A 24,021-nucleotide genomic window follows, 5' to 3' on the forward strand; every position below is an offset into this window, starting at 1 on the left:
TTAGATTACTAAGTAACCTAACATAGAGGCTTTCTTTTACATTTTTTTGTTCCTGATTTGGTCAGATTTCTACAAATCGCGTACGTTCCAAACAATCTCACCGCGCTCCCCCCACGTACTGTGATGCCGATGAAACCCTATCTTTTCTAATACCCGGAAAGACGCCGTATTCCAAGCGCCTACAGTTGACCAAAGTCTTTGGCGCCCCGTAGTAATCGCAGCCTCTAGCACTGCTGATGCTGCCTCTGTCGCATAACCATTACGATGAGCACTTTGGAACAATTCGTATGCAATTTCCGGCTCTTCAAGCGTGGAACGACCGATGATTAAGCCACAGTATCCGATAAAATCCCCTTCTTCTCGCCTACGTATAGTAAGAAGAGAAATACCATTTTCAGTTGCTTTCTTGCGCATTTCAATAAGGGCGCTACGAACAGATTCAACAGTTGGCATATCCACACCACGTTCACCAATTAATTTTCTAAGCCAGACTGCATCGGATTCCTCCCACATATTCAGATCGAGTCGTTCTGTTTTCAGCTGGAACGCCATATCTTTAAAAACAGCTGTCATAGCCGTAACCTCCTATTCATATCACTGCACTACTTATAATAGTTTCGTACTTTACCATATGGAAAACCTGCTTCATTCTCTAAATTTTCTTGCATCAGCATACAAAATTGTTATTTTATACATAAGCAATTCCGCTGCTAAATAGACCTTGTAATGAAACTTCATTTTAAGTCTACAATATTTGATTTATGAATGATTTTAGATTTACACTTAATATTTACATTTAAAAATGTATCGTCATTTCGCTGACTAAAATCCGTTTATTTTTACTTTTATGTCCCTTAAAATAATCAAGCCCCTTTCCAAACTGGATAAGGGGCTTGATTGACATCTTCAAACAATTACTCTTGTTAATCGCTATTGAACTTTCTTACCGTCTTTATAGTCAAGGCAGGACACTTCAATTAACAATCCATTAAACATTGAAAAATAAAAACCATAACTACTACCTCTCATAGAATACGGTGCCTTTTCTATTTCAATGCCTCCAGCTACTAATCGATTATATGCTTGATCAACTTCACTTGAAGTATCGACTAAAAAACCAATATGAAAAGCTTCGGGATACATCACTTCCTTATTCCCCTTAAATGCTTTTGGATCGCTTAACACAAGTATAAATCCACTCCCATCACTCATTACTACTAGCGCCTTTCCCTTTTGCTCTAAAAATTGAAAATCAAAAAATGTTTCAAAGAAATGTCTCGCTTCTAATAAATCATCAGCACATAGATTCAAGTGATTCAACTTCATTCGCTCATCTCCTTTTAAGCAGAGGGTATATAGACTCATTTTCATAACATTTAAATATGTAAGGAAAGATATTCAAGCGTTCCGTCTAAGACTATGCTTTATAGTCTAATACTTTTTTCTATAGTCTAGAACGTTTTTTAAGACTGCAATTCCATAAACCGTTCGACGTGAAATACTATTTTACCTATATAAAATAGCCACATTATTTATTTTTCAAATTGTGTAAAACCCAATCAATCAAGAAAATTGCTGAAGAGATACGCTCTGTCGTATCCCCTAAAAATAATTTATGAAGTAATGTCTCCAATTGAATTGGTTTATTAGGCAACACTTGAATATACCTTAAAACAGATCCCGCTGGCGGTGTAGGTTTGTTATTAATAGCCCATATCCCTTCTAACAATGTCCAAGTTGACGTATGAACAATGTATGAAGCTTTTAACTCATCATGTGCTTTCATAGCAGACTGAATTTTAATGAGCGAACTACGCAACCAATGAGAAATACCTTTCACTTTGTCACTAGAAACACGATAGTTTTCAAATTCATATGCAGCTATTTCCTTTAACTTTTTCAACTCATTGCTTCTATCAAACAAAATTTCCCCTTCTAAAGATGTGTATAGTTCCATCGGGTTGTTTTTTAAGTTTACTAGTATTTGATTAACATCTGCATACTTATATTCAACTAAAATACCTTCTCTCGTTTCAGAATGAAATTTTTTCTTTTGTCCTTCTTCTAAAAGAATATAGAAATCTAAATCCGAATCAGGATATGCATCGCCTCTTGCGACAGATCCGATAAGCATACATCCAGTTACCTTATCTATTGATAAGATTTCAGCTACTATTGTTTGCACTAATTTTTTATGTTGTTCATGTTTAATAGATGTTTGTGTTTCTAACATTTGTAACCTCCAAACATATTATTATGGAGTTATTCCTCCCCTAAATATATTGTACTTTTCTTATAATCTCCTACATACTTATTCAACGATTGTCAGTTCATATACAATTGCGTCTTCACTACTTTTTGTTTGATCTTGAATCGTAACAATATCTCTAGCTTTTATTTTCGAAGCATTCACTACTTTTACCATCTCTGGCGGAACATATCCTCCATTGTTCTCTTTATTTAGTGGTAACCACTTTACTGATTTATCAGTCGCTTCTAAAATTTTATATTTAATTGTACCATCATATTTTATTTCACCAACAAGATCTTTTACTAATGTTGGTGTATATTTACCCTCTTCTTTTTTCAAAGAGATATGATCACCTATATCTAGGATACCGTTTCTTTTAGGCGCCTTCCATTTTGTTGGGTTTAAATCATTTAAACTTACTTTCACACTATCTTCTTTATTTGAACTATCATCTTTTAGAAATATTTCATTATAATTCTTATCAAGAATAATATACTCCTTCTGCTCTACTATTTTTGCACTGCTTTCACGTTTTTCTTCCTCATTCTTAGATACTTCTTCTTTCACATCATTATTACTACACGCTGATAATAACGTTGTCGCTAAAGCTGTCATTAGTAACATATTCTTCACTTCATTTACCTCCATTTATAACGAAACAATAAATCATATATCACATCCATATTTTACTATACATCAAAAAAAGAGGATATTTGTTTATTACTAAACAAATATCCTCTACTTTTATATATATTACGACTGTTGATAAGCCGCTTTCGATGATTTTACATAATAAACTGCGTGATCAACGTTAATGATATGATCTGGTTTTGGTTTGCCACGGCTCGCTCTATGTCCTGCTAAATGTTCTTCACTTGTTTCCCAGTTTTTCCATGCTTCTTCAGATTCCCAGCGAATCATAACGACAACTTCTTCATCGCCGCGTCTTACTTTTTTCACAAGAACACTTAAGTCGATGAACCCTTGAAATTTTTCAATAATACCTTCTCCAGTGAAACGTTCTACAACTATATTTGATGTACCTTCTTTTACTGTAAATGTTTTCGTTTCAATAAACATATAATCCACTCCCTCTTCTTATTACGAATACTAGTATTCTTCTATTATAGTTGATTATGATAATTATTTTCAATTAAAAAGTTTTAATTGTTTGAATTAAGCTGTTTTCTCTTCAACAGCTTCATCTAAAAATTTGAAATAAGGAAGGAATAATCCTATTAAAGAAGTAACACATATAATCGCACCGATAATAAAGTATAGTGCTCTTATTCCCCACATTTCACTTAATATGCCTCCTAATAACACACCTAATGGCATAGAAGATCGTATGAAAAATAAACGCACTGAAAATATTTGTCCTATCATATTGTTTGGTACTGTTTGTTGGCAAATTGTTGTGTTATGAACATTGAAAAATGAAATACAAATACCTGCAACTACTTCAATGAACACCGCAATTACTATACTATGATTGAACCCTAGAGAAATGTATGTAAGTCCTCCTATAAACAATCCACCAAGCATAAGTATACGCCGGCTTTTACACGTTACTTTTCCGACTAGTATAGATCCAACTACATAGCCAAACGGGAAACCAGCCATAAAATAACCAAACTCCGCATATCCCGCTGACAGCTCATCTTTTATATAAGGAAGATTTGTAACCAACGTTACCCCAACCCCAAATTGCACGAAAGTAAGAAAAATACCTAGCCAAACGATAACTGGTTTTGTGAAAAAATATGTAAAACCGTGCAGAAACTGTTCTAACCACGTTTTCCGAATGGGTTGTGTTGTTCTCCTCTCTTTTATATTAAGTAATAATGCACCACTAACAAATAGACAAATACATACGCAAGATAATGTAAGTTCTGTTCCAATCAAATGAATGATTACTCCGCCTAATACCGGCCCAAGAAACATCATCAGACGAGCCATTCCATCAATAGACGCATTTGCGTCTTGAAGCTGTTCTTTACATACAATGCTCGATGTAATTGCTTGACTTGCAGGTGTATACAGCGGCGTAATAAGTCCAATTATTATTTGGACGGCATATACGTGCCAAACTTCTATACTACTAGTAAGTAACATGACTAACGGCAGTAAGAAGATCGAAGCTCGCACCCATTGCGAAAATATCATAATCCACTTCCGGCTCCATTTATCAATAAATGGGCCACTTATTAGTTGTAGTATGAGTGACGGGATAAAGTATAGTAACCACATACTACTTAATGCTGTTTTTGACCCTGTTAATTCATAAACAAGAATCGAATTACATAACGTTCCGAAAGCCCCGCCTAACTCTGAAATTGCACTGCCAATCCACATATAAAAGAACGAACGGTTTTTCAATACATTTTTCAATTTCATACACCAACTTTTCTACTAGATTCCTCCCTCTATGTGCATTCTAGTTGCATATTATCTATTTAAAAACGCGTCTAATTCTTTCGCTAACGACTGTACTGCTTTCTTTCTCAATACATATTTCCCCTCATGTATATCAACTAACTTCGCTGCACGTAACAATTTCAAATGGTGATGTACAGTCGATTTACCGAGTTGCAGTCTTTCTGTAATTTCCTGCAATGTTCGTTCTTTTTCAAACAACATTTTTACAATGCGTAATCTCGCCTCATCTCCAAGAACTTTATGCTTTTGAACTAAAAAATAATTCGGTTCATATAGATCTTCAGGATGGATGCTTTCGTTTGCGACTGGGTAATGAAATACTTTCGTATCTTCAATATCCGCCTCAATATTCCACGGTCTGTACGTCATTTGCGGGATAAGAAGTACATTATGAACACTTGGTTCTGGCATATAGTTCACACCGCCAGTCGCCCACTCGACAAACTCTTCTGATTTCATCTTTTTATTCATTTCATTTTTCGCTTCATAATCTCGTTTTAATATAGATAGTATTTGCTCTTCCTCTTTCTGAATAACACTCTCATACCAACCTGTCATAACAGCGATTAAATGAGATTTCAGCACTTGTACATGAACATCACATATAAAACGAATATACGTAGAGAAAAACGGATGATCTTGTGTCAGTTCCTCTAGTTCATGTATTGCAGTTACGTCCCCACTTGCTGCTAAATGTCTTTGCCCTTCATACTTCTCACCTAAAAACGGTAAACATATATACTTCAAATCTACTTCTGAAAGCAAATCGATTTTAGCATGAAACTGTGATAAGTCCTGAAACTCTCCCTTATACAACAACTGAAGCAACGCTTTCCACGTATTATGTTCTTCTACAAACTGTAAGTGCTCTCTCATTTCTTCTGTTAATGATTCCTTAATTTCTTCCCATTCATTTTGACTCTTTTCAAGAGTATCGATTAACCTTTTATGAGTAATTGCCGCAATGCCAAGCCCGCATTCGAAAAGTATCGAATATTTTACTTGAACGTTATAAGTTTCCCTCTTTCTACTCGTTATGTGATAGACCTCCATTTTTATCCCCTCCTTGTTTGCTATATATCAAATTCTACTTTTATCGAATTTCACCTTCTATATTTTTAGAATTAACAAAATTTAAGTTAAAATACATTTATTCTAAATTAAGAAGAATAGGAGCTTTTTTATATACAAATAATAACTTTCAAGGAGTTGTTGACATGCATTTCATATTGAATATGTTAGGGATTTTCATTGTAATCTTATTCGTTTTCCTCTGTTCGCCTAATAAAAAACAAATAAAATGGAGACCAATCGTTATTCTAATCATATTGGAGCTCTTTATTACGTGGTTTATGTTAGGCACGAAGCTCGGCAGTATTATCATTAATAAAATCGCGTCATTTTTCAGTTGGCTACTAGCATGCGCGAATGAAGGTATTCGGTTTGCCTTTCCTTCAGCTATGGAAAATCAAACCGTTGATTTCTTCTTTAGTGCATTACTTCCTATCATTTTTGTTATCACGTTCTTTGATATTCTTTCGTACTTCGGAATCTTAACTTGGATTATTGATAAAGTAGGTGCAATTATTTCAAAGATTTCTCGTTTACCAAAGTTAGAAAGCTTCTTTTCGATTCAAATGATGTTTTTAGGAAACACTGAAGCACTTGCGGTTGTTCGTGATCAATTATCCGTTTTAAAAGAAAATCGTTTATTAACTTTTGGAATTATGAGTATGAGTAGCGTTAGCGGATCCATTCTTGGCGCTTATTTATCAATGGTTCCGGCAACATATATTTTCAGCGCAATCCCTTTAAACTGTATTAACGCATTAATTTTAGCCAATGTATTAAATCCTGTGGAAGTTTCAAAAGAAGAAGATGTCGTATATACACCTGCAAAAGATGAAAAAAAGGATTTCTTTTCTACTATTTCAAACAGTATGTTAGTTGGAATGAATATGGTTATCGTTATTTTAGCTATGGTAATTGGTTATGTAGCATTAACTGCATGTTTAAATGGGATTTTGGGCTTTTTTGTAACAGGTTTAACAATTGAAAAAATCTTCTCCATTATCTTTAGTCCTTTTGCTTTTTTACTCGGTTTATCTGGCAAGGATGCTATGTATGTAGCTGAATTAATGGGGATCAAAATAACGACGAATGAATTTGTTGCAATGATGGATTTAAAATCGAACCTAAAGTCGTTACAGCCACATACGATTGCGGTTGCAACTACATTTCTAGCTTCTTTTGCTAACTTTAGTACAGTAGGTATGATCTACGGAACTTACAATTCATTATTTGGCGGAGAAAAATCATCCATAATCGGTAAAAATGTTTGGAAGCTTCTTGTTAGCGGGATGGCAGTTTCCTTATTAAGCGCTATGCTCGTTGGGCTTTTTGTATGGTAAATAATCTTTAAAATAAAAGACACCCAAGCTAATTGAGTGTCTTTTATTTTTATTTTCGAATCTGACCATTTCCACGAATCACATATTTTGTAGAAGTTAATGCAGGAAGTCCCATTGGTCCCCTTACATGTAGCTTTTGTGTACTTATACCAATCTCTGCTCCAAATCCGAATTCAGATCCATCAGTAAAACGAGTGGATGCATTATGATACAGTGCCGCCGCATCAACAGATGTGAAGAACTTATTGACGTTTTCCTCGTCCTCTGTAATAATCGCTTCGGAATGCATAGATCCATACGTATTTATGTGATGAATCGCTTCTTCTATAGAAGAAACTACTTTCACTGCCAGCGTGAGTGATAAAAATTCTGTACCCCAGTCTTCTTCTGAAGCAAGTACAGTTGAAGAATCAATTGCCAGTGCATTCTGATCTCCACGTAACTCCACGCCTTTTTCCTTCAAAGATGAAAACAACTCGCTACCAAATTGCTGCGCCCACTTCTCATGAAGTACAATCGTTTCAATGGCATTACATACAGATGGACGCTGCGTTTTTGCATTTATAATAATATCAATTGCCATTTGTTTATCCGCTGTTTCATCAATCAAAATATGACAATTTCCTGCACCCGTTTCAAGTACTGGAACAGATGCTTCTCTCACTACCGTATCAATTAATTGTTTGCCGCCTCTTGGAATAAGAACGTCTAGGTAATCATTCATTGTAAACAACTGCTTTGCGCTATCCCGCGTTGTATCTTCTATAAGTTGTACACTTTCTGGAGGCAAACTTGTTTGTTTGAGCGCTCGGTGAATAACGGCAACGATGGCTTTGTTAGAATTGATAGCAGAAGAACTACCACGTAATATAACTGCGTTTCCTGTTTTTAAACAAATTGTAGCAGCATCTACCGTTACATTTGGCCTTGCCTCGTAAATCATCCCAACAACACCAAGTGGTACACGCATCTCCTGAATAGATAATCCATTTGGTCGCTCCCATTTACTTACACATTCTCCAACAGGATCACGTAATTCAATTAACTGCTTAATTCCCTCTGCCATATCAATAATACGCTGCTCATTCAGCATAAGACGATCAAGGAGAGAATCGGAAAATCCTTTCGCCTTACCTTCTTCAATATCCCGTTTGTTTTCCTCTAAAATATAAGCTGTTTCTACTATTAACTGATCCGCAATAGCAGCAAGTGCTTCATTTTTTTGACTTGTAGATTTTAGTACAAGTTCTCTAGCAATTTCTTTCGCTTTTTTTCCCTTTTCCAACACTTCATTCATCTTTTTTTCCCCCTTTTTAACATCACTATTCTTAAAGTGAAACCCAATAATCTCTATGAATGACTTCATAATTATGCCTATCGCCTCTTGCTTGAATATCTTGGCTTTGCATACCTTTTACATCTCTTAGTTCCTCAGCACTATATGTGCATTGCCCTTTTCCGATGACGCGCCCTTGTTGCGTCATTACTTCTACGACATCGCCAACTTTGAAAAATCCTGACACATTCGTAACGCCAGCAGGAAGAAGACTCTTACCATGTTGAATGATAGCAGTAGCTGCTCCGGCGTCTATTTCAATTTGTCCGCTAACAAGTGAATGCAAGGCGATCCATTGCTTGTTCATCTTCATTTCTTTTTGAGGAGCATTACCGATATACGTTCCATCACCTTTTCCCTTCAAAACATCTACAAATTTCTCTTGTCCACGTCCAGTTCCGATAAATACACTTACGCCGAGAGAAAGTGCTGTCTTCGCAGCATCAATTTTTGATTTCATACCGCCAGTCCCAAGTTTTGAACCAGCATCTCCTGCAAGAGAAGCGATTTCTTCCGTAACTTCAGGAAGGAAATAATATTTTTTCGCATCCTCATTTTTCTGAGGATTTTTGTCATATAGACCGTTCACATCCGTAAAAATCATAAGCGAATCCGCCGAAACAAGTCCGCTAACTAAAGCTGACAGCATATCATTATCACCGAACGTTAGCTCTTCTAAAGAGATGGAATCATTTTCATTTATGATTGGAAGAGCGGAACGGTTTAGTAACTCTCCTAAAGTAGCGTAAGCATTACTATATTGTTCTTTTCTAGAAAAATCACTTCTCGTCAGCAATAATTGCGCAGTAACGATACCATATTTACGAAATTCCTCCGTGTACGCCTGCATTAACAAACTTTGTCCGACAGCTGCAGCAGCCTGTTTTCCTTTAATTGTCACAGGTCTGCTAGGATATCCTAGAGCCGAAAAACCTGCAGCGACAGCCCCAGATGTAATTAACAAAACTTCATGCCCTTCATCTTTCAATCGAGCCAATGCGGCAACGTGATCTGAAAGTTGTTCTTTAGAAATGCCTCCGTGACTATCTGCCAAGGAACTACTCCCAATCTTTACAACAATTCGTTGTTTTTTCACTTTTTTATCCCCCAAGTCTAAAATCAAAGTTTTTTATAAATTACACTTCTATTTATACAGCTTGCAGCGATTCTATTCTTTTCAATGCTGCGCCTAGCCTATTTAAGAGCAAAATAAAAATGACCGCTTCGCCCTTAATAAAATAAAAAGGACGAAACGGTCATTGTTCCGCGGTACCACCTTAATTGATATACATAGATATCCACTTGGCGCCTATAACGCAGGCGAACGCCTAAACTTTCATTTAAGACTCAGGGATAGGTTCGATATATTCTATACGAGGAATCTTTCAGCCGGTGAATTCCACTCTCTTTCGCAAGAAGACATATGTACTATTTCCCTTCAACGATTTTCGGTTTAATTTTTTATATTATGCGATATAGTTTGATTTGGTGTCAAGAAGTATTTTTAAAAATAAATAGAGCGGCAAGTTACTTGCATGAAATTATTGATCTACTGAATGAAAATATAAATCGATATAAGTTTAACTCATATTCATAAACATAATACCTTAAATTATAGTGTATATATTTACAGAATGTCGAATATAATTGTTTTTTATCTTTTAGTGTTGCAAAAAGGAATATATTCTCTTAGAATGTTTCTTTATATTGCATGGAGATGTCATTGTTATTTTAAGATAACAATTTCAAAAGAATATAATTTATTATAAAAGGAGCAAGATTGAGTTATTATGGATAAACAAATTGGATTCATCGGTTGCGGAAATATGGGAATGGCTATGATTGGTGGGATGCTAAACAAAAAGATAGTGTCTGCAAATAATATTATTTGTTCGGATTTAAACAATACGAATTTAAAAAATGCTAGTGAAAAATATGGGCTAACTACAACTACTGACAACAATGAAGTAGCTAAAAATGCTGATATTTTAATTTTATCAATTAAACCAGACCTATACGCATCAATCATTAACGAAATAAAAGAAGTAATCAAAAATGATGTTATCGTCGTAACGATCGCTGCCGGGAAAAACATTAAAAGTACTGAAGAAGCTTTTGCTAAAAAATTAAAGGTTGTAAGAGTAATGCCTAACACCCCTGCTCTTGTTGGAGAAGGTATGTCTGCGCTATGCCCTAATGAAGTGGTGACAGAAAAAGATTTAGAAGATGTGCTAAACATTTTCAATAGCTTTGGTCAAACAGAGATCGTAAGCGAAAAATTAATGGACGTTGTAACATCTGTAAGTGGTTCGTCGCCAGCATACGTATATATGATTATAGAGGCGATGGCAGATGCTGCTGTACTAGATGGTATGCCTAGAAATCAAGCATATAAATTCGCAGCTCAAGCTGTATTGGGCTCTGCAAAAATGGTACTAGAAACAGGCATACATCCAGGTGAATTGAAAGATATGGTGTGTTCTCCTGGCGGAACAACGATAGAAGCTGTAGCAACATTAGAGGAAAAAGGATTACGAACTGCAATTATTTCAGCAATGCAGCGCTGTACACAAAAGTCTGTTGAACTATCTGGTCAAACGAAAAAGTAAAACGATAAAAGAGATTACGTTAGCTATAAATTCACATGAGTTCAACTAGAAAATAGTGGATTACATACTCTCCGGTTTTCACTAAATAATAAATGGACAAACTCATAGATGCTTGAGTTTGTCCGTTCTTTTGATTATACTACAATAATTTTATTTATATCTTCTTTTGAAATTTTAGTTTTACCCCTTCCTTATTCCCTACTATGATTGTGTAATTTTATTAGAAACTAATAATTTTTCAATGCATTTCGGTAACATATCTAATAGCGTTTCAAATGCGTAATTTACATCTAAACGTTCTGTCCATTGATGTGCATCTTTTCCTACCGGTCCCATATTTAATACTGGAACGTCAAACTCTTCCAATTCCTGAAGCGGAATCGAGTAACCTTTATCCCATAATGGCATATTGTCTACAAGTGAACTCATTGAATCTAGTGGATTCTGTAAGCCCACATAGCTCAAATCTGAAATTCCTCCAAAATAGTTTTGGTTTTTAAATGTAATGTTATGATTGTAGTGAGCATACTTTTCCATTTCTGCAACTACTTCTTTAATTAACAAGTTGTTGCGTGAACTTACAGCTGGATAATATGGCGGAGCAAAGAAAAGTACAATCATCGGAGCCTTTTCTTTACATAAAATAGCTAGTTTATCTACTAAATCAATTGTTACCGCACGATCATCTTGATCTTCTCTATTTTTTATTATACTAGATTGAATATCATCTATTTTCTCTTGCCCATGTTGTTCAATTGCATAAGCGATAAGCTCTTCATACGTTAAAACATTTACTTTCATATTAGGCGGTATAAACGGATTATATTTAGAAAAACGATATGCTTGCTTTTCATATGATTCTTCTATTTTCTCTGCTACTTTCGTTACTTTTTGACGTAACAATGTAACGACATCTGTCATCGTTTTTTCTAGTAAAAACAAATTGAACAATGTGACGGCACGATGCGGAATTTGTACAGAATAATCCTCCTTTAAGTCCCGTTGAAGTAAGTTAGTTGGCGGAGGACTCGCTTCTCCTTCTACAACATCACAAAGGTCCGTATTCAATTCTAATTCAGCCGTTAATAAAGCAGCCATATAACTCCCATTTAAACCTGCAAATGGTTCACCTACATGAGTTTCTTTGCCATAGCAAAGAAATCCAGGTAACACTTTACCAATAGAACCAGTATAAATATACTTATTTCGGTCACCAGGATGTCGTGAAAACATAGGCTCTGAATTTAATACCGTTTTATAATCTAAATCGTGTTCTCTTGCTAACTCTAATAATCTTGGAACAGCAGCCCTCATCCCCACCGAGTTCACTTCTTCATCTGGAACAGCTAATAAAAGAACATTTCCGTCAAATCTTCCTACACAAGCTTGCTCAATCATTGCCATTTGTAATGCGAGGCCGCATTTCATGTCCATTGTTCCTCTACCAAATAGCCAATCCCCTTGTTCTATATCTTCACGTACTTGATCTGGTAGTTCATCTTTATGAGAATAAAACATAGACGTTAACTTTTTAGGATTGAATGCATTTTCTTTCCACACTCCGTAATCTTGTACATCTACAACATCAAAGTGACTAACTAGAATTACTGTATTTTTCGTACTATCGCTTTTCTTTACTAGGGCTGTAACAAAAAATCGTCCGTCCCCCGTCGGATTTTTTTGCAAATGATGTGGGTTTTCTTTGAAGTACTGTAAATCAGATAATTGCTCCACAACAAAGTCTGGCAATATCACTTCGGCTTCTGTACCTGTAATACTAGGAATTTCAACAAGACTGCTTAATAATTGAATCAATTGTTCTTTTGATTGCCACTTTGACATGTAACCCCCTCCTATTTTTCCGCATTATGAAAATGAATTCCAGTATATGAATAAAAAATGACGACAGTTATCAAAATTATAGTTCTGATGTACTGCCGATTTTTATTGATATTTCATGAGCTGCTTGTTTTACCTTACTAATAAGAAAAGATAGTCGATCATCATTTATGCGATGACTAATTAACCCAACACTTAATGCTCCTACTACTTTATGATTAAATCCGATAATAGGTGCAGCTACTGAAGCTGTCCCTTCTGTTTTTTCACCATAACTTACCGCATATCCTTCAGTTTTTATTTGCTTTATTTGATCTAAAAGAATGTGCTTTTGTTCTGGTAATGAAGAAAGTAAATGTTCTACAATATGTGCCATTTCATTCGTTTTCATATTGGCAAGCATCGTTTTATTTGCGGCACCAATTGAAAGTGGAATTTGTTCCCCTAAGTTATCAATAACTCGAATTTTTAAAGGGCTATCCATTCTTTCAATGATAATAGAATGTGTGCCATTTGGAATGTTCAAATAAACACTTTCTTCCACTTCAGAGGCTAACCGCTTCATCACTTCTCTTGCAACCGATCTGTAGTCTACCTTCTCCAGTTGACGTAATCCTATTTCCATCCACATTGGCCCAATTTTGTACTGTTTCGTTTCTGAAATTTGCGTAACTAACCCATGCTCGATTAAAGAGTTAAGTAATCTATGTACTGTACTAACGGGGAGATGTGTTCTGTCCGCAATATCAGAAATAGCCCAATACTCTTTTTCATTTGTAGAATTTAACAACTTTATAATACTTATCGCTCTATCAATGGACTGTACCATAACTCACCTCAACTTGACTTGTAATATATTAGTACGCTCAATTACCTATCAATTTAACAAAAATTTAAAATGAAATCAATCTGTTTATTCAATTTTCTAAAAATAAAAATATACTAACGACAATAATTTGAAAGCTTAATCAAAAAAATATTGACTTTTCTTTTTTAATTACCTGAAAATTAAACTATGGCTGTGATTAAACTCCAATTAGGATTTGAACTCCCCTCATAAAAACTATTATTTAAATAAAAACTCTCCTTAAATAAAAAGAATTAAGGAGAGTCTTTTATAAACGATAAAATTATAGTTCAGATTTCACCCGAACAGAAACATTATTTTTAATTATATTTTTGACTTCTTTAAAGCTAACAAAATTGTTACTTTTCTCATCCCAAAGACGGAAGCGAAGTGAACGTAAGCTTGTAAAATGAAGTGGCTCCTGCCTTTCTAAAGAAATTCTCATCACGAGGAATCCCTTTAAACGCTTTAATTATGACGATCGCTATTTCTGCTTTTTCTCTTTTGACGAGCGTTGTGGCTGCCGAAATAGTTTACTTATGGTTAATTTCCATTTCTGGCGTCATAACTATAATTGTTTGGATGTCAATTTGTGTTTCTCAATTCTTTTTCCGTAAACATTATTTAGCCGAAGGTGGAAAATTACAAGACTTAAAATTCAAAACTCCACTTTATCCTCTCGTACCAATTCTTGGATTTGGATTGTATGGCATTATATTAATCAGTCTTATCTTTATCCCTGAACAACGACTTGGAATCTATTGCACTGTACCATTTATCATCTTTTGCTACACCTACTATCACTTTAAAGTTAAGAAAAGAATTCCTGCTAATACTCATAGTGAAACTAAAATTAGTGAGACTATGTAATACTATACTTATATATAAAAGACCGCACATGGCTTTCAATTCATATGCGGTCTTTTATCTTTTATCATTTTCACTTTTTCTTTCGTTCCTTCATTTCCCTTTACTTTTGGAAGACAAGTCAGTATTTCTATACTCTTTTTCTTTGATTTCAAGTTATGCGAAGAATGATGTCTGTATCATTTCAACAGTCCATACTACTAGCAATTTTGATTTCTTACTGTTTATAAGTTAATAATTTTCCTTACTATCACTGATTTGATATATTGAATATATAAAGCCAAAAAATTCAAAAATAGTCAGGGGTTATCTACGATGATAAAAGGTTTCGGGGGAATATTTTGGAGAACTAAAAATATTGATGTTATAAAAAAATGGTACAGCGAAGTGTTGAAAATTGAAATAGACAATTGGAATGGGACTGTGATTAAACCGCAATTAGGAAATGAAACTATTCTTTCTTTCTTTCTTTACCGAAGATGATAATTATTTTCCAACAGAACAGCAAGTGATGTTAAATTTCCAAGTACATAATATGAATGAGACTATTCAGCATCTTGAACATATTGGCGTACCGCTTGAAAAGAAAGAAGAAATTAGTGAATTCGGAAAGTTTATTTGGATTAAAGATCCTGAAGGTCGTCTAATTGAGCTTTGGGAGAAATAATAGCTTTTAATCTTTTACTATTAAATTAACAGCTACTTTAATTCCAGGTAGTAAATAAAAGCTTCTTATCTTTGTGAATTCTTATGTTTCAGATTCTATCCCATGCTCATCAAACTAAGGACATTTACAAAAAAGCTATTCTTACAAAAGAATAGCTTTTTGCCTTTTTTTCAAATATTATTCTATAAGTATTTTCTACTATCCCCCTTTGCTATTAATTATCGGCGGATGTATGAACAGTCATAATAATATAAAATAATTCATAACTCCCCAAATTGTTAACATAATATATTTACGGTTACCTTATATTTTTGCCTAAGTACGAGCATTTCCTAACCCTCTTCGATTACATTTTAAATTATTTAAGTTTTCTTCTTATCAGACATCTTTTATTTAAACAAAAACTCCCCTTAAATCGAAAATGATTAAGGAGAGTTTTTTATATACGATGAAATTATAGTTCAGATTTCACTCGAACAGAAACATTGTTTTTAATTATTTTTTTGAATTCTTTAAAGGTAACAAAATTGTTACTTTTCTCATCCCAAAGACGAAAACGAAGTGATCGTAAGCTTGTAGCAAGTGTAATCGTTGGTACATTTTTTAACGGAAGCGTATTATTGTGTGCCTCTTCTAGTTTATAGTTAGGTACTCTTGGACTTAAATGGTGAACATGATGGAATCCAATATTACCAGTTAGAAATTGCAAGATTTTTGGAAGTTTATAAAATGAACTTCCTTCCACTGCCGCTTTCACATATTCCCAATCTTTATCCTCTTCAAAATAAGAATCCTCGAATGTGTGCTGTACGTAAAACAGCCAAATTCCTACTGAACCTGCTATTAAGAATATAGTGCCATGCACTAACAGAAACGATTGCCACCCAATTGCCCAGCAAAGTATAGCTATTAAAGCAACGATTATAATATTCGTCAAATAAGTATTCATACGTTCTTTCTGTCTAGCACCTTTTCGGTTAAATCTATTTTTAAGTAAGAAAACATAAATCGGACCTAATCCAAACATAACGAATGGATTGCGATATAAGCGATATGCTAAACGAAGTCTAAATGGCGCAGCTAAATATTCATCCACTGTAAGCGTCCAAATATCTCCTGTACCTCTCTTATCCAAATTACCACTTGTAGCGTGATGAATAGAATGCTCATGCCCCCATTGATCAAACGGGAATAAAGTTAACACACCCATACATGTCCCTACTATTCTATTCGCACGACGACTTTTAAAGAATGAATAATGGGTACAATCATGAAAAATAATGAAAATCCGTGTCATAAAACCGGCGGCTAACAGAGATGGAACTAACGATAACCAATAAGAAACGGACAAACTTTTATAAGCAAGGTACCATAAAATAATGAATGGCACGATTGTGTTAATAAGTTGCCACACACTTTTTTTAATCGTTGATTTTTCATAAGGAGCAACTTGTTTTTTTAAATTTTTAGTATTTTCTAATGTCATTGGTCTAATTCCTTTCCTTTATGTTGCTAATTCACATTATAGCATACTATTAGTATCAGGTGTTAAAAGTAGCTGTAATAAATATTATATAATATAAAAATCTCTTTTTTCTTACTCATTACTTACAAATTACTTACGGTCAAAAAAGCTTATATAATCGGACTGATGGAGCATTTCAATTATAAAAGAAACATCTATTTTTTCCAATAAATATATAAAAAAGCAGAGGACTTTTTCACTTCTGCACATCTTTTCATTTTTTTAAATGGTAATTTTTTCGATTTGTATTTATGTAACAGTTTTTTCTCACAAGAAGAAAAGAGCTGCCATAAGTCAGGTTTCACCGACTTATGGCAGCTCCTTTTCATTTTATTTTAGCGATGGATCCAAACTGCACCTGCAGACTTGTCTTCAGCTTGACCTACTACTTCAAACTTCAATCCAAGCTTCGGCAACTTACGCCCGGCATCTGGAATAACACTGTTGATGTATTGCTTAGAATCATCAAATTTTGCAACGCCTGGCAATCCTTTATAATCAAAGATACCGCGGGTTGGCGAATTTACTTTCCATGCTGGCGTTTGATCAAATGAGAATGCCGCATCGGCAATTTGATAACGCGTACTGCTCTTCACAGTTGGTTGTCCATTTAATGTTCCTACGATTGCCTCTGGATGAGAATCAACTACCCCAAGGAATCCTTCGCCTGGATGAACGCCTACCCAGTTATCTGTAAAGCTTTGATCCGCATACCATACAACCATTCCTGTATTAAATACTGGACCACGTGCATGTTGTAGCGCCGTGTCAGACCCAGCGTAATTTCGCCACTCGATATAGTAGTTATGTTTTTTCTGTTCAAATCCGTTAGACACAGTAAATCCTTTTAGCGTCATTGCTGGCTGGCCTTCTGCGTCATCAGAGAAAACAACTTTTCCATCTACAGTTAATGCTGCATTGTCTAACGCAAATCCTTTATAAGCTACTGCAATATCTGTTACATACTCAAATTGCAGTTTTACTTTCTTCCCTTTAAATTGGCTTAAATCATATGATTTATCAACCCACTTACCATCTGTTGTATCTACGCCGCCTTTTACATCTTTTTCGCCCATTCTATCAATACGTGTCTTCGTTCCATCTTCTGCAATCGCATTTACGTCAAGGAAATCATACTTCGCTTCCAATTCATAAAATGCCTTATAATCAAACTTAGCATCCGTTGCAGTCGTTAAGTCAAATACTGGTGTCTCTAGTGTTGTATGAATGTCATTTCCTTTTGTGCTGTAATAAAACTTCTTACCAAATGCTGATTCGATGTTTTTTATATCTTTGTCTGGCAAGTTAACACGAACGATTCCTGGTCGTTTTGATTTTGTAACACTTTGATCTAAAAATGTTGCAGTACCGATTCCTGTGCGCAGTTTATCATAATCTACCTCAACGATATTCGCCCAGTTACCCTTCATATTCTTTTGGAAAAACTCTTTATTTTGTGGCGAGAAACTTGTTGGCTCTGTTCCCGCAATTTTTCCAGCCCAGCTACCGCCGCTCATAAGGGACCATGATTCAACAGGTTCACCTTGCCCTGAATACTTTGTATCATATTCATCTGGTAAGCCTAAATCATGACCATACTCATGTGCAAACACACCAACTGCTCCGTCTTCAGGCTCGATTGTATAATCATATGCCGCCATCTTTCCGCCCCAATTTGAAACAGAAGATTTCGTACCATCTATCGCATATGGTTTTGATCCTAGTTTTGAACGATGAGACCAAATCGCATCATCTTTCAATTTACCACCGCCAGCTTCTTGACCTACGCCCGCATGTACAACCATTAGGTGGTCAATAATTCCATCTGGCTCGTTTTTATTTCCATCACCATCTTGATCGTATTGATCAAATTGATCATAATCAGCTAAATTAATGCCTTTTGCTACAGCTGCTTTTAATGCTTCTTTCACAAAATCGCGTGGCCCTAAAGGACCTTTATTATCATGACCAGTTCCCGCATCCGCACCATAATCTGAAGCTTTTCCTGGAACAGTAAGCCATTCGGTTACAGTGCCATCAACTGTGTAGCTTCCGCCAGATTGCTCCTCATAATATTGTTTAAAAGTGTTAATCTTCGATCCATCAAATAACGTAAATTGCTCATCACCAAATAACATTTTTTGATAATGTTCACGATTAAAGTCCTTAGAATACATGTAACCCGGTTCTTGATCAATATTATTATGCTTAAAATCGCTAAATTCTACGAGTAAAACAAGCACTTTATCTTTTCGAACAGCTCCATTGTACTCTTCTTGCTTCGCTGGTGTAGTAGGTACTTTTCCATTTAGTTTTCTAGAATTCAAACCTGCATCTTGTCCAGCCACTGGTCCTACTTCAGGTTGCTGCGCCTGTTCATTTTCCTTCATTTTTGTATCTTTTACTTTTTTCATAAAATCAGAAGCTTCTTGCGTAAGACTATCTCCTGTCAAGATTTCTTTCCCAGGGTTTTCCCCTTTCTTTTTCTCAACATAATTCTCGACAGCCTTTGATGTCTCAGCTTGTGATGCAGATTGATCAATTACTCCTCGTTGTTTCAGCGCTTCTGCCAAACGCTCTTCAGGTATTAAATGCTCATCAATTGGTAGAGATGGTGGCGTATCAGCATACGCTGCATAACTTCCAAAAGCAAAACTACTACTTAGTACTGCTGCTGTTGCTAAAACTGATAATGGTTTTAACTTCTTATTCTTATTCTTTTTCAATGCATTTCCTCCCCAGTGTCTGCGAATTATCGTTTTTTTTGCCGATAGCAACATAATATTCGTTATAATACGAATATTCAATCTTTTTAGAAGACTAAAATGTTGAGAAATATTTTTGGAGGGTGAAAAACATACAATAGGTATATTTACAGGAAGTCTACTCTAGAAGTTATGATTCTCTTTCCTCTTTTTTTCGAGTAAAATCTCATTAAAAAAAAGCCAATTCCTAAGTACTAGCTAAGGAATTGGCTTTTTTTAATGAGAATATTTTATGAATAAATGGATTGCTTCTTCTGGTATATAGAACTTGCCATTGCTTTCTACAATGACACTACTTAATTCATATTCTTTATTCTTAATACGAATTATATTTTTATTTACAAAGAATTGAGCTTTTACATTATTACGTTTTACTATGAGCACCGGGTTTTCTGCATCAGTATTATCTATTGTTACTGTTGCACCTTTTCGTTTAAAGGCAAATTCACTCTCTACAAATAATTTGTTTGTTACTTCTTCTAAGTTAAAGTCCATTGCTTTCGCCATCGTCTTCGCAACGTCTGTGTTTTGAATCAAACCGTATGGCTTTTGAGGACCGTAAGAATATAAAAACACATCCTCACCTGTATGCCCTCCTGTTGTGAAGCCAATGTTCGCACGATTGGCTAATAATGTAGTAAGTATTGGACCCATATCCGATTTCTTTTTTGCTGCTTTTACTCTTTCTTTTTCATCATAAGTTAAATCGTCCAAACCGTATAATTTAGCTACATCTTCTACATTTGATAAATCAGATTTTAGTTTATTTGTAGCACCTTCAAGTGTCATTTTCGACTTTTTTAATGGACCAATGTATGCAGAGACTGGCGTAATATTATAGCCTTTTGTCGTATTCGCATTCCCAATAGAAATACCGCTGTTACCATGATCAGTTACAGCTATTAACATCGTATTACCGTCTTTTTTTGCAAATTCCAATGCTTCTGCAACTGCGTTATCAAATGCTAATACATCACTAATCATCCCTATTGGATCGTTCACATGAGCTGCCCAGTCTGGCTTACTTCCCTCTACAAATAAAAAGAAACCATCTTTTTCTTTTGATAGTGTTTGAATTGCTTTTTCCGTCATTTGAGAAAGTGTTGGTTGCTCCGGATTTGTTGCTTCACGATCCATATCAAACGCAAGAGCATTATGTGAGAAAGAGCCCCAAATTTTCTTAGATTTAGAGTTCAATAATGCATCTTTCGTTTCAACAAAGTCGTATCCTTTGTCTTGAATCACCTTTACTAAATCTTCACCATCTTTTCTTTTTATAGGTAGCAGTGCCTCTTTTCCCCCACCTAATACGACATCTATATTTTGATACACTTGCTGCTCCGCAATTACGTCAAAACGCTTACGGTTAATATGGTGAGCAGAAAATCCAGCGGGAGTAGCATGCTGAATTTCAGCTGTAGCAACTATTCCAGTTGCGCGACCAGTGCGTTTAGCACCTTCTAGAACATTGGCAACTGGACGTAACTTGTCCTCTTCTTTTATTGATTTTAAGCCAGGTGAACTTACAATAGAAGGTAATATACCTACATATCCTGAATTCGATTTATTCCCCGTCGCTAAAGCTGTAGCTGCTGGGGCTGAGTCTGTTATAGCCGATTCCGCCGAATAGGTACGAACTCCTCCTGTTACCATTTCATCTAATGCAAGTGGTTTCCCTTTATACAAGCGAGCTAATGTCGTTGCTGAAGAACTCGTTCCGTCCATAACCATTATGATTACATTTTTCGGTTGCCGTTCTACTTGTTTCACCTTAGCTTCCACCGTATGATAATTCATCATGCTTTTCGTACATAACATACTTAGTGTGGTTCCTACTAACAGTAACCTCTTCATCAATAAACCCAAATTCACCATTGTTGTTCCTCCGTATGTTTCACATTCATTTATATACAAAAAGATTTCCACAACCTATATATGTTTTATTAGTCCCCAATTTTCATGAAGCTAACAATCATTACCTTCACTTTCTTTTATTAGTAAAGCAACGAACGGTACATATCATAGCTTTTTATGTTCAAATAACTAGAGACCACACCTTTTTTATAAAAACGTCTTATCATTCTCTTCACTAAAATTTGTTTCTCAATAAAAATCCGATTGAAATAAATAATAATTTATTGTTAAACGATAAAATTTATGTTAAATTAAAATGATAATTTAAAAATGAGGTGCTTTATATGAAACAAGGATCAACACTCTTTTTAAAGACAGCAATTATCCTTATCGGTATTCCTGTTTTTGCTTTGTGTATATTTTTAATTCCTAATATCGGGAATTATGCAGCGGAATTGTACCCGGATATTGCATATATAAAATATCTTATTTTAATTAATCTATATGCAACGGTGATACCTTTTTATTTTGCTCTATATCAAGCCTTTAAACTTGTAAGCTACATTGACAAAGGTAACGCCTTCTCGAAATTATCTGTTAGAGCTTTAAAGAAGATTAAACAATGCGCTGTTACAATTAGTGTATTATATGTAATAGGTATGCCACTCTTCTATCTCATAGCGGAGAAAGATGACGCACCAGGTATTATTATAATAGGCATGCTCCTAATCTTTGCTTCAATGGTAATCGCAGTCTTTGCTGCCGTTCTCCAAAGACTTTTAAAAGATGCGATAGATATAAAATCAGAAAATGATTTAACGGTCTGAGGTGAATAACATGGCAATAATAATTAATGTTGATGTAATGTTAGCGAAACGAAAAATGAGTGTAACTGAACTTTCGGAGAAGGTTGGAATTACAATGGCTAACCTTTCTATATTAAAAAATGGAAAAGCAAAAGCAATTAGAATTACAACTTTAGATGCTATTTGTAAAGCGTTAGAATGCCAACCAGGGGATATTTTAGAATATCAACCAGAAGAAAGTGAATAAAAAGAGTCCTTCTCGTATGAAGGACTCTTTTTATTCGGTATTATGGCGCAAAACTAACTCGACCAGTCAAAACTAAAATAATCGCGATAATCCAAAATATAAAGAAGGATAAGGACAGTATTAATGAAAGAATAGCAATTCCCTTCTTCTCTGTTTTTTTCGTCATCGTAATGACAGAAAGTATGATACCTGCAACAGTGAGGGCAACTGTAATATAATCTCCCACTATATTACCTGCATTCGCTATCCTTGTCGGAGTTACAAAAACGAGCAGAAAACATAAAATACCGATGAGTAAAGATATATAGCTTATTATGCTGTACTTCTTTTTAGGAACTATTTCAGTTTTCATACTAACCCACCCCTTCTCTATAGCTATGTGTTTATATTAGCATGAATAACCATAATTTGGTTAAAACAAAAAAACAGATAAAGTGGACACAACCACCTTATCTGCCATTACATTTCTACCTAATTACTAACCCAGCTATTTCTTCTTTATCGTTATAAGTTACGATAAAGGTACGTTGTTCTTTACTATACTTTGCTACAAGAATAACAGTATATAAACCATCTTTTTCTTCAATCGATTTTTTCTCAATTTTTTCGAATGTACCAGCTTTTTCAATTATAGGAGTAAGTTCTTTCATTTGCTCTTCTGATAAAGCTGATTTCATTTTACTATCAAATTTTTCATGTACTTCTTTATACTTTGCTTCATTTAATAATGATACAATTTCTTCCGCCTTCGGAATAAAGTTTTTTGATGTACTTTGATCTACTTTATTACCGGTACATGCTGCAAGTGCGAACGCCGCGATAGCACTTATAATAATAAGTAACATTCTTCTCATTTTCATACACCCTTTCTTTTTAAAATAAAACTATAGCTAAAAACGACTAAAGTACAAATTGCTATTGAAACTTCTGACATAATGATCCCGTTTTTCCCTGGTACATATAGCGATATAATGCCAGCTAATGCATTTGCGGTCCCATGGATGAGAATTGCATATACAACATAACGGAATTTCTTTTGGACGACAGCTTGTAATACAATGAAGGAAAGTCCAATATGCAATATCATCGCGAAGATGCGCTCAATACCGCCGAAATAGTAACTGTCACCATTTTGAATGACTGTTTGTGACAATAATAGAGATATTACCGGGATACCAACTATCAACACTGCCTCAATACCACCATGCCCTGCTCCAAATAAAAAACCAGACTGCCAATCTCGTTGCTTCATAAAATAACGCATTGCAATAAAACGAGCTATCTCTTCAAAAATTCCAGCTGATAAACTAAGCAAAATTACAAATAATACAGGCTGCATTACTGAAAATATTTGAAAATCTGTGCTAGTTCCATTTACATAATTCAGTATTGGTATGCGGATCAATATTTGTGATACAACAAAAGCCAATACACCTAACATATAAGGAATATAGCGTTTCTTCCAAACAGCATATAATAGTGCTACAAGCGGTAAACCAAAACTAATCATTGTTGTAAAAATAAGACCATTCATCTCGCTTCACCTCTTACTTGAAGT

At 34.9% G+C, this 24,021-nt stretch carries 21 protein-coding genes, 3 pseudogenes and 1 other annotated feature; of the genes and pseudogenes, 6 read left to right on the plus strand and 18 right to left on the minus strand.

Going from position 1 to position 24,021, the window contains the following annotated elements; genetic code table 11:
• Positions 1-69: 69 nt before the first annotated feature.
• The 7 genes from MKX31_RS12720 to MKX31_RS12750 all read right to left on the minus strand — a co-directional run bounded on the left by MKX31_RS12720 (position 70) and on the right by MKX31_RS12750 (position 5,743).
• Positions 70-573 carry a GNAT family N-acetyltransferase gene (locus MKX31_RS12720; protein ID WP_340980940.1) on the minus strand — a complete coding sequence of 168 codons (504 nt, stop codon included), beginning with the start codon at positions 571-573 and terminating at the stop codon, positions 70-72.
• 357 nt (positions 574-930) lie between these two features.
• On the minus strand, positions 931-1,326 hold the full coding sequence (locus MKX31_RS12725; RefSeq protein WP_340980941.1) for a VOC family protein: 396 nt from the start codon (positions 1,324-1,326) through the stop codon (positions 931-933).
• 202 nt (positions 1,327-1,528) lie between these two features.
• The gene (locus MKX31_RS12730) at positions 1,529-2,233 is read right to left on the minus strand and encodes a nucleotidyltransferase domain-containing protein (protein ID WP_340980942.1); all 705 of its coding nucleotides are present in this window, start codon (positions 2,231-2,233) and stop codon (positions 1,529-1,531) included.
• A 78-nt stretch (positions 2,234-2,311) separates the two neighbouring features.
• The gene (locus MKX31_RS12735; RefSeq protein WP_340980943.1) at positions 2,312-2,899 is read right to left on the minus strand and encodes a hypothetical protein; all 588 of its coding nucleotides are present in this window, start codon (positions 2,897-2,899) and stop codon (positions 2,312-2,314) included.
• 105 nt (positions 2,900-3,004) lie between these two features.
• Entirely contained in the window at positions 3,005-3,331 is a 327-nt protein-coding gene (hmoA, locus tag MKX31_RS12740) for a heme-degrading monooxygenase HmoA (protein WP_064475628.1), read from the minus strand.
• A gap of 96 nt (positions 3,332-3,427) precedes the next feature.
• A complete protein-coding gene (locus MKX31_RS12745) occupies positions 3,428-4,648 on the minus strand; it encodes an MFS transporter (protein WP_098102488.1) in 1,221 nt (406 codons plus the stop codon).
• A 51-nt stretch (positions 4,649-4,699) separates the two neighbouring features.
• Positions 4,700-5,743 carry an ArsR/SmtB family transcription factor gene (locus MKX31_RS12750; RefSeq protein ID WP_258126213.1) on the minus strand — a complete coding sequence of 348 codons (1,044 nt, stop codon included), beginning with the start codon at positions 5,741-5,743 and terminating at the stop codon, positions 4,700-4,702.
• A gap of 164 nt (positions 5,744-5,907) precedes the next feature.
• Between MKX31_RS12750 and MKX31_RS12755 the strand changes: the two genes are divergently transcribed.
• A complete protein-coding gene (locus MKX31_RS12755; RefSeq protein WP_340980944.1) occupies positions 5,908-7,101 on the plus strand; it encodes a NupC/NupG family nucleoside CNT transporter in 1,194 nt (397 codons plus the stop codon).
• Positions 7,102-7,150: 49 nt separating this feature from the next.
• Here the strand turns inward: MKX31_RS12755 and MKX31_RS12760 are convergent, their stop codons facing one another.
• Together MKX31_RS12760 and proB are read right to left on the minus strand one after the other, a co-directional pair.
• Positions 7,151-8,398 carry a glutamate-5-semialdehyde dehydrogenase gene (locus MKX31_RS12760; protein WP_262767407.1) on the minus strand — a complete coding sequence of 416 codons (1,248 nt, stop codon included), beginning with the start codon at positions 8,396-8,398 and terminating at the stop codon, positions 7,151-7,153.
• Between the two features lie 31 nt (positions 8,399-8,429).
• Positions 8,430-9,533 (minus strand): glutamate 5-kinase, encoded by a 1,104-nt coding sequence (proB, locus tag MKX31_RS12765; RefSeq protein WP_064475633.1) that lies wholly within the window; start codon positions 9,531-9,533, stop codon positions 8,430-8,432.
• A 144-nt stretch (positions 9,534-9,677) separates the two neighbouring features.
• Positions 9,678-9,888, minus strand: a binding site (T-box leader).
• Positions 9,889-10,227: 339 nt separating this feature from the next.
• On the opposite strand from proB, the gene proC reads away from it, so the two are divergent.
• Positions 10,228-11,046, plus strand: a complete 819-nt coding sequence (gene proC / locus MKX31_RS12770) for a pyrroline-5-carboxylate reductase (RefSeq protein WP_064475634.1) — start codon at positions 10,228-10,230, stop codon at positions 11,044-11,046.
• Positions 11,047-11,247: 201 nt separating this feature from the next.
• On the opposite strand, the gene MKX31_RS12775 is transcribed toward proC, so the two are convergent.
• From MKX31_RS12775 to MKX31_RS12785, 3 genes and pseudogenes are all read right to left on the minus strand, one after another.
• The gene (locus MKX31_RS12775) at positions 11,248-12,888 is read right to left on the minus strand and encodes a M20 family metallopeptidase (protein WP_340980945.1); all 1,641 of its coding nucleotides are present in this window, start codon (positions 12,886-12,888) and stop codon (positions 11,248-11,250) included.
• A 76-nt stretch (positions 12,889-12,964) separates the two neighbouring features.
• Positions 12,965-13,714 (minus strand): IclR family transcriptional regulator, encoded by a 750-nt coding sequence (locus MKX31_RS12780; protein WP_340980946.1) that lies wholly within the window; start codon positions 13,712-13,714, stop codon positions 12,965-12,967.
• Between the two features lie 301 nt (positions 13,715-14,015).
• Positions 14,016-14,138 (minus strand): annotated as a pseudogene (locus MKX31_RS12785) (fatty acid desaturase); the annotation flags it as partial.
• Positions 14,139-14,140: 2 nt separating this feature from the next.
• On the opposite strand from MKX31_RS12785, the pseudogene MKX31_RS12790 reads away from it, so the two are divergent.
• Together MKX31_RS12790 and MKX31_RS12795 are read left to right on the plus strand one after the other, a co-directional pair.
• A pseudogene (locus MKX31_RS12790) lies at positions 14,141-14,602 on the plus strand (amino acid permease); the annotation flags it as partial.
• A 312-nt stretch (positions 14,603-14,914) separates the two neighbouring features.
• Positions 14,915-15,266, plus strand: a pseudogene (locus MKX31_RS12795) (VOC family protein).
• A 454-nt stretch (positions 15,267-15,720) separates the two neighbouring features.
• Here MKX31_RS12795 and MKX31_RS12800 read toward each other — a convergent pair.
• From MKX31_RS12800 to MKX31_RS12810, 3 genes are all read right to left on the minus strand, one after another.
• Complete coding sequence (locus MKX31_RS12800; protein ID WP_064475638.1) at positions 15,721-16,752, minus strand: fatty acid desaturase; 1,032 nt, start codon at positions 16,750-16,752, stop codon at positions 15,721-15,723.
• Positions 16,753-17,126: 374 nt separating this feature from the next.
• Positions 17,127-19,517 (minus strand): immune inhibitor A domain-containing protein, encoded by a 2,391-nt coding sequence (locus MKX31_RS12805; protein WP_340980947.1) that lies wholly within the window; start codon positions 19,515-19,517, stop codon positions 17,127-17,129.
• Positions 19,518-19,772: 255 nt separating this feature from the next.
• Positions 19,773-21,431: an alkaline phosphatase gene (locus tag MKX31_RS12810; protein ID WP_340980948.1), complete on the minus strand. Its 1,659-nt coding sequence runs from the start codon at positions 21,429-21,431 to the stop codon at positions 19,773-19,775.
• A gap of 323 nt (positions 21,432-21,754) precedes the next feature.
• Between MKX31_RS12810 and MKX31_RS12815 the strand changes: the two genes are divergently transcribed.
• Both MKX31_RS12815 and MKX31_RS12820 read left to right on the plus strand, forming a co-directional pair.
• On the plus strand, positions 21,755-22,237 hold the full coding sequence (locus MKX31_RS12815) for a DUF2975 domain-containing protein (RefSeq protein WP_064475641.1): 483 nt from the start codon (positions 21,755-21,757) through the stop codon (positions 22,235-22,237).
• Between the two features lie 10 nt (positions 22,238-22,247).
• Positions 22,248-22,463 (plus strand): helix-turn-helix domain-containing protein, encoded by a 216-nt coding sequence (locus MKX31_RS12820; RefSeq protein WP_064475642.1) that lies wholly within the window; start codon positions 22,248-22,250, stop codon positions 22,461-22,463.
• A 40-nt stretch (positions 22,464-22,503) separates the two neighbouring features.
• Here the strand turns inward: MKX31_RS12820 and MKX31_RS12825 are convergent, their stop codons facing one another.
• From MKX31_RS12825 to MKX31_RS12835, 3 genes are all read right to left on the minus strand, one after another.
• Positions 22,504-22,815 (minus strand): hypothetical protein, encoded by a 312-nt coding sequence (locus tag MKX31_RS12825; RefSeq protein ID WP_340980949.1) that lies wholly within the window; start codon positions 22,813-22,815, stop codon positions 22,504-22,506.
• Positions 22,816-22,930: 115 nt separating this feature from the next.
• On the minus strand, positions 22,931-23,317 hold the full coding sequence (locus tag MKX31_RS12830; RefSeq protein ID WP_048547653.1) for a DUF3887 domain-containing protein: 387 nt from the start codon (positions 23,315-23,317) through the stop codon (positions 22,931-22,933).
• A gap of 2 nt (positions 23,318-23,319) precedes the next feature.
• Positions 23,320-23,997 carry a YhfC family glutamic-type intramembrane protease gene (locus tag MKX31_RS12835; protein ID WP_340980950.1) on the minus strand — a complete coding sequence of 226 codons (678 nt, stop codon included), beginning with the start codon at positions 23,995-23,997 and terminating at the stop codon, positions 23,320-23,322.
• Positions 23,998-24,021: the final 24 nt, after the last annotated feature.

Origin of the sequence: Bacillus sp. FSL M8-0063, from assembly GCF_038005545.1 — a bacterium.
Classification (GTDB): domain Bacteria; phylum Bacillota; class Bacilli; order Bacillales; family Bacillaceae_G; genus Bacillus_A; species Bacillus_A wiedmannii.

Coding starts and splice junctions, on each gene's coding strand:
- MKX31_RS12815 (WP_064475641.1), top strand. CDS start 21,755: ATGAAACAAGGATCAACACTCTTTTTAAAGACAGCAATTATCCTTATC.
- MKX31_RS12730 (WP_340980942.1), bottom strand. CDS start 2,233: ATGTTAGAAACACAAACATCTATTAAACATGAACAACATAAAAAATTA.
- MKX31_RS12800 (WP_064475638.1), bottom strand. CDS start 16,752: ATGACATTAGAAAATACTAAAAATTTAAAAAAACAAGTTGCTCCTTAT.
- proC (WP_064475634.1), top strand. CDS start 10,228: ATGGATAAACAAATTGGATTCATCGGTTGCGGAAATATGGGAATGGCT.
- MKX31_RS12745 (WP_098102488.1), bottom strand. CDS start 4,648: ATGAAATTGAAAAATGTATTGAAAAACCGTTCGTTCTTTTATATGTGG.
- MKX31_RS12835 (WP_340980950.1), bottom strand. CDS start 23,997: ATGAATGGTCTTATTTTTACAACAATGATTAGTTTTGGTTTACCGCTT.
- MKX31_RS12755 (WP_340980944.1), top strand. CDS start 5,908: ATGCATTTCATATTGAATATGTTAGGGATTTTCATTGTAATCTTATTC.
- MKX31_RS12820 (WP_064475642.1), top strand. CDS start 22,248: ATGGCAATAATAATTAATGTTGATGTAATGTTAGCGAAACGAAAAATG.
- MKX31_RS12780 (WP_340980946.1), bottom strand. CDS start 13,714: ATGGTACAGTCCATTGATAGAGCGATAAGTATTATAAAGTTGTTAAAT.
- MKX31_RS12825 (WP_340980949.1), bottom strand. CDS start 22,815: ATGAAAACTGAAATAGTTCCTAAAAAGAAGTACAGCATAATAAGCTAT.
- MKX31_RS12830 (WP_048547653.1), bottom strand. CDS start 23,317: ATGAGAAGAATGTTACTTATTATTATAAGTGCTATCGCGGCGTTCGCA.
- MKX31_RS12750 (WP_258126213.1), bottom strand. CDS start 5,743: ATGGAGGTCTATCACATAACGAGTAGAAAGAGGGAAACTTATAACGTT.
- MKX31_RS12720 (WP_340980940.1), bottom strand. CDS start 573: ATGACAGCTGTTTTTAAAGATATGGCGTTCCAGCTGAAAACAGAACGA.
- MKX31_RS12775 (WP_340980945.1), bottom strand. CDS start 12,888: ATGTCAAAGTGGCAATCAAAAGAACAATTGATTCAATTATTAAGCAGT.
- MKX31_RS12735 (WP_340980943.1), bottom strand. CDS start 2,899: ATGGAGGTAAATGAAGTGAAGAATATGTTACTAATGACAGCTTTAGCG.
- MKX31_RS12810 (WP_340980948.1), bottom strand. CDS start 21,431: ATGGTGAATTTGGGTTTATTGATGAAGAGGTTACTGTTAGTAGGAACC.
- MKX31_RS12760 (WP_262767407.1), bottom strand. CDS start 8,398: ATGAATGAAGTGTTGGAAAAGGGAAAAAAAGCGAAAGAAATTGCTAGA.
- MKX31_RS12725 (WP_340980941.1), bottom strand. CDS start 1,326: ATGAAGTTGAATCACTTGAATCTATGTGCTGATGATTTATTAGAAGCG.
- hmoA (WP_064475628.1), bottom strand. CDS start 3,331: ATGTTTATTGAAACGAAAACATTTACAGTAAAAGAAGGTACATCAAAT.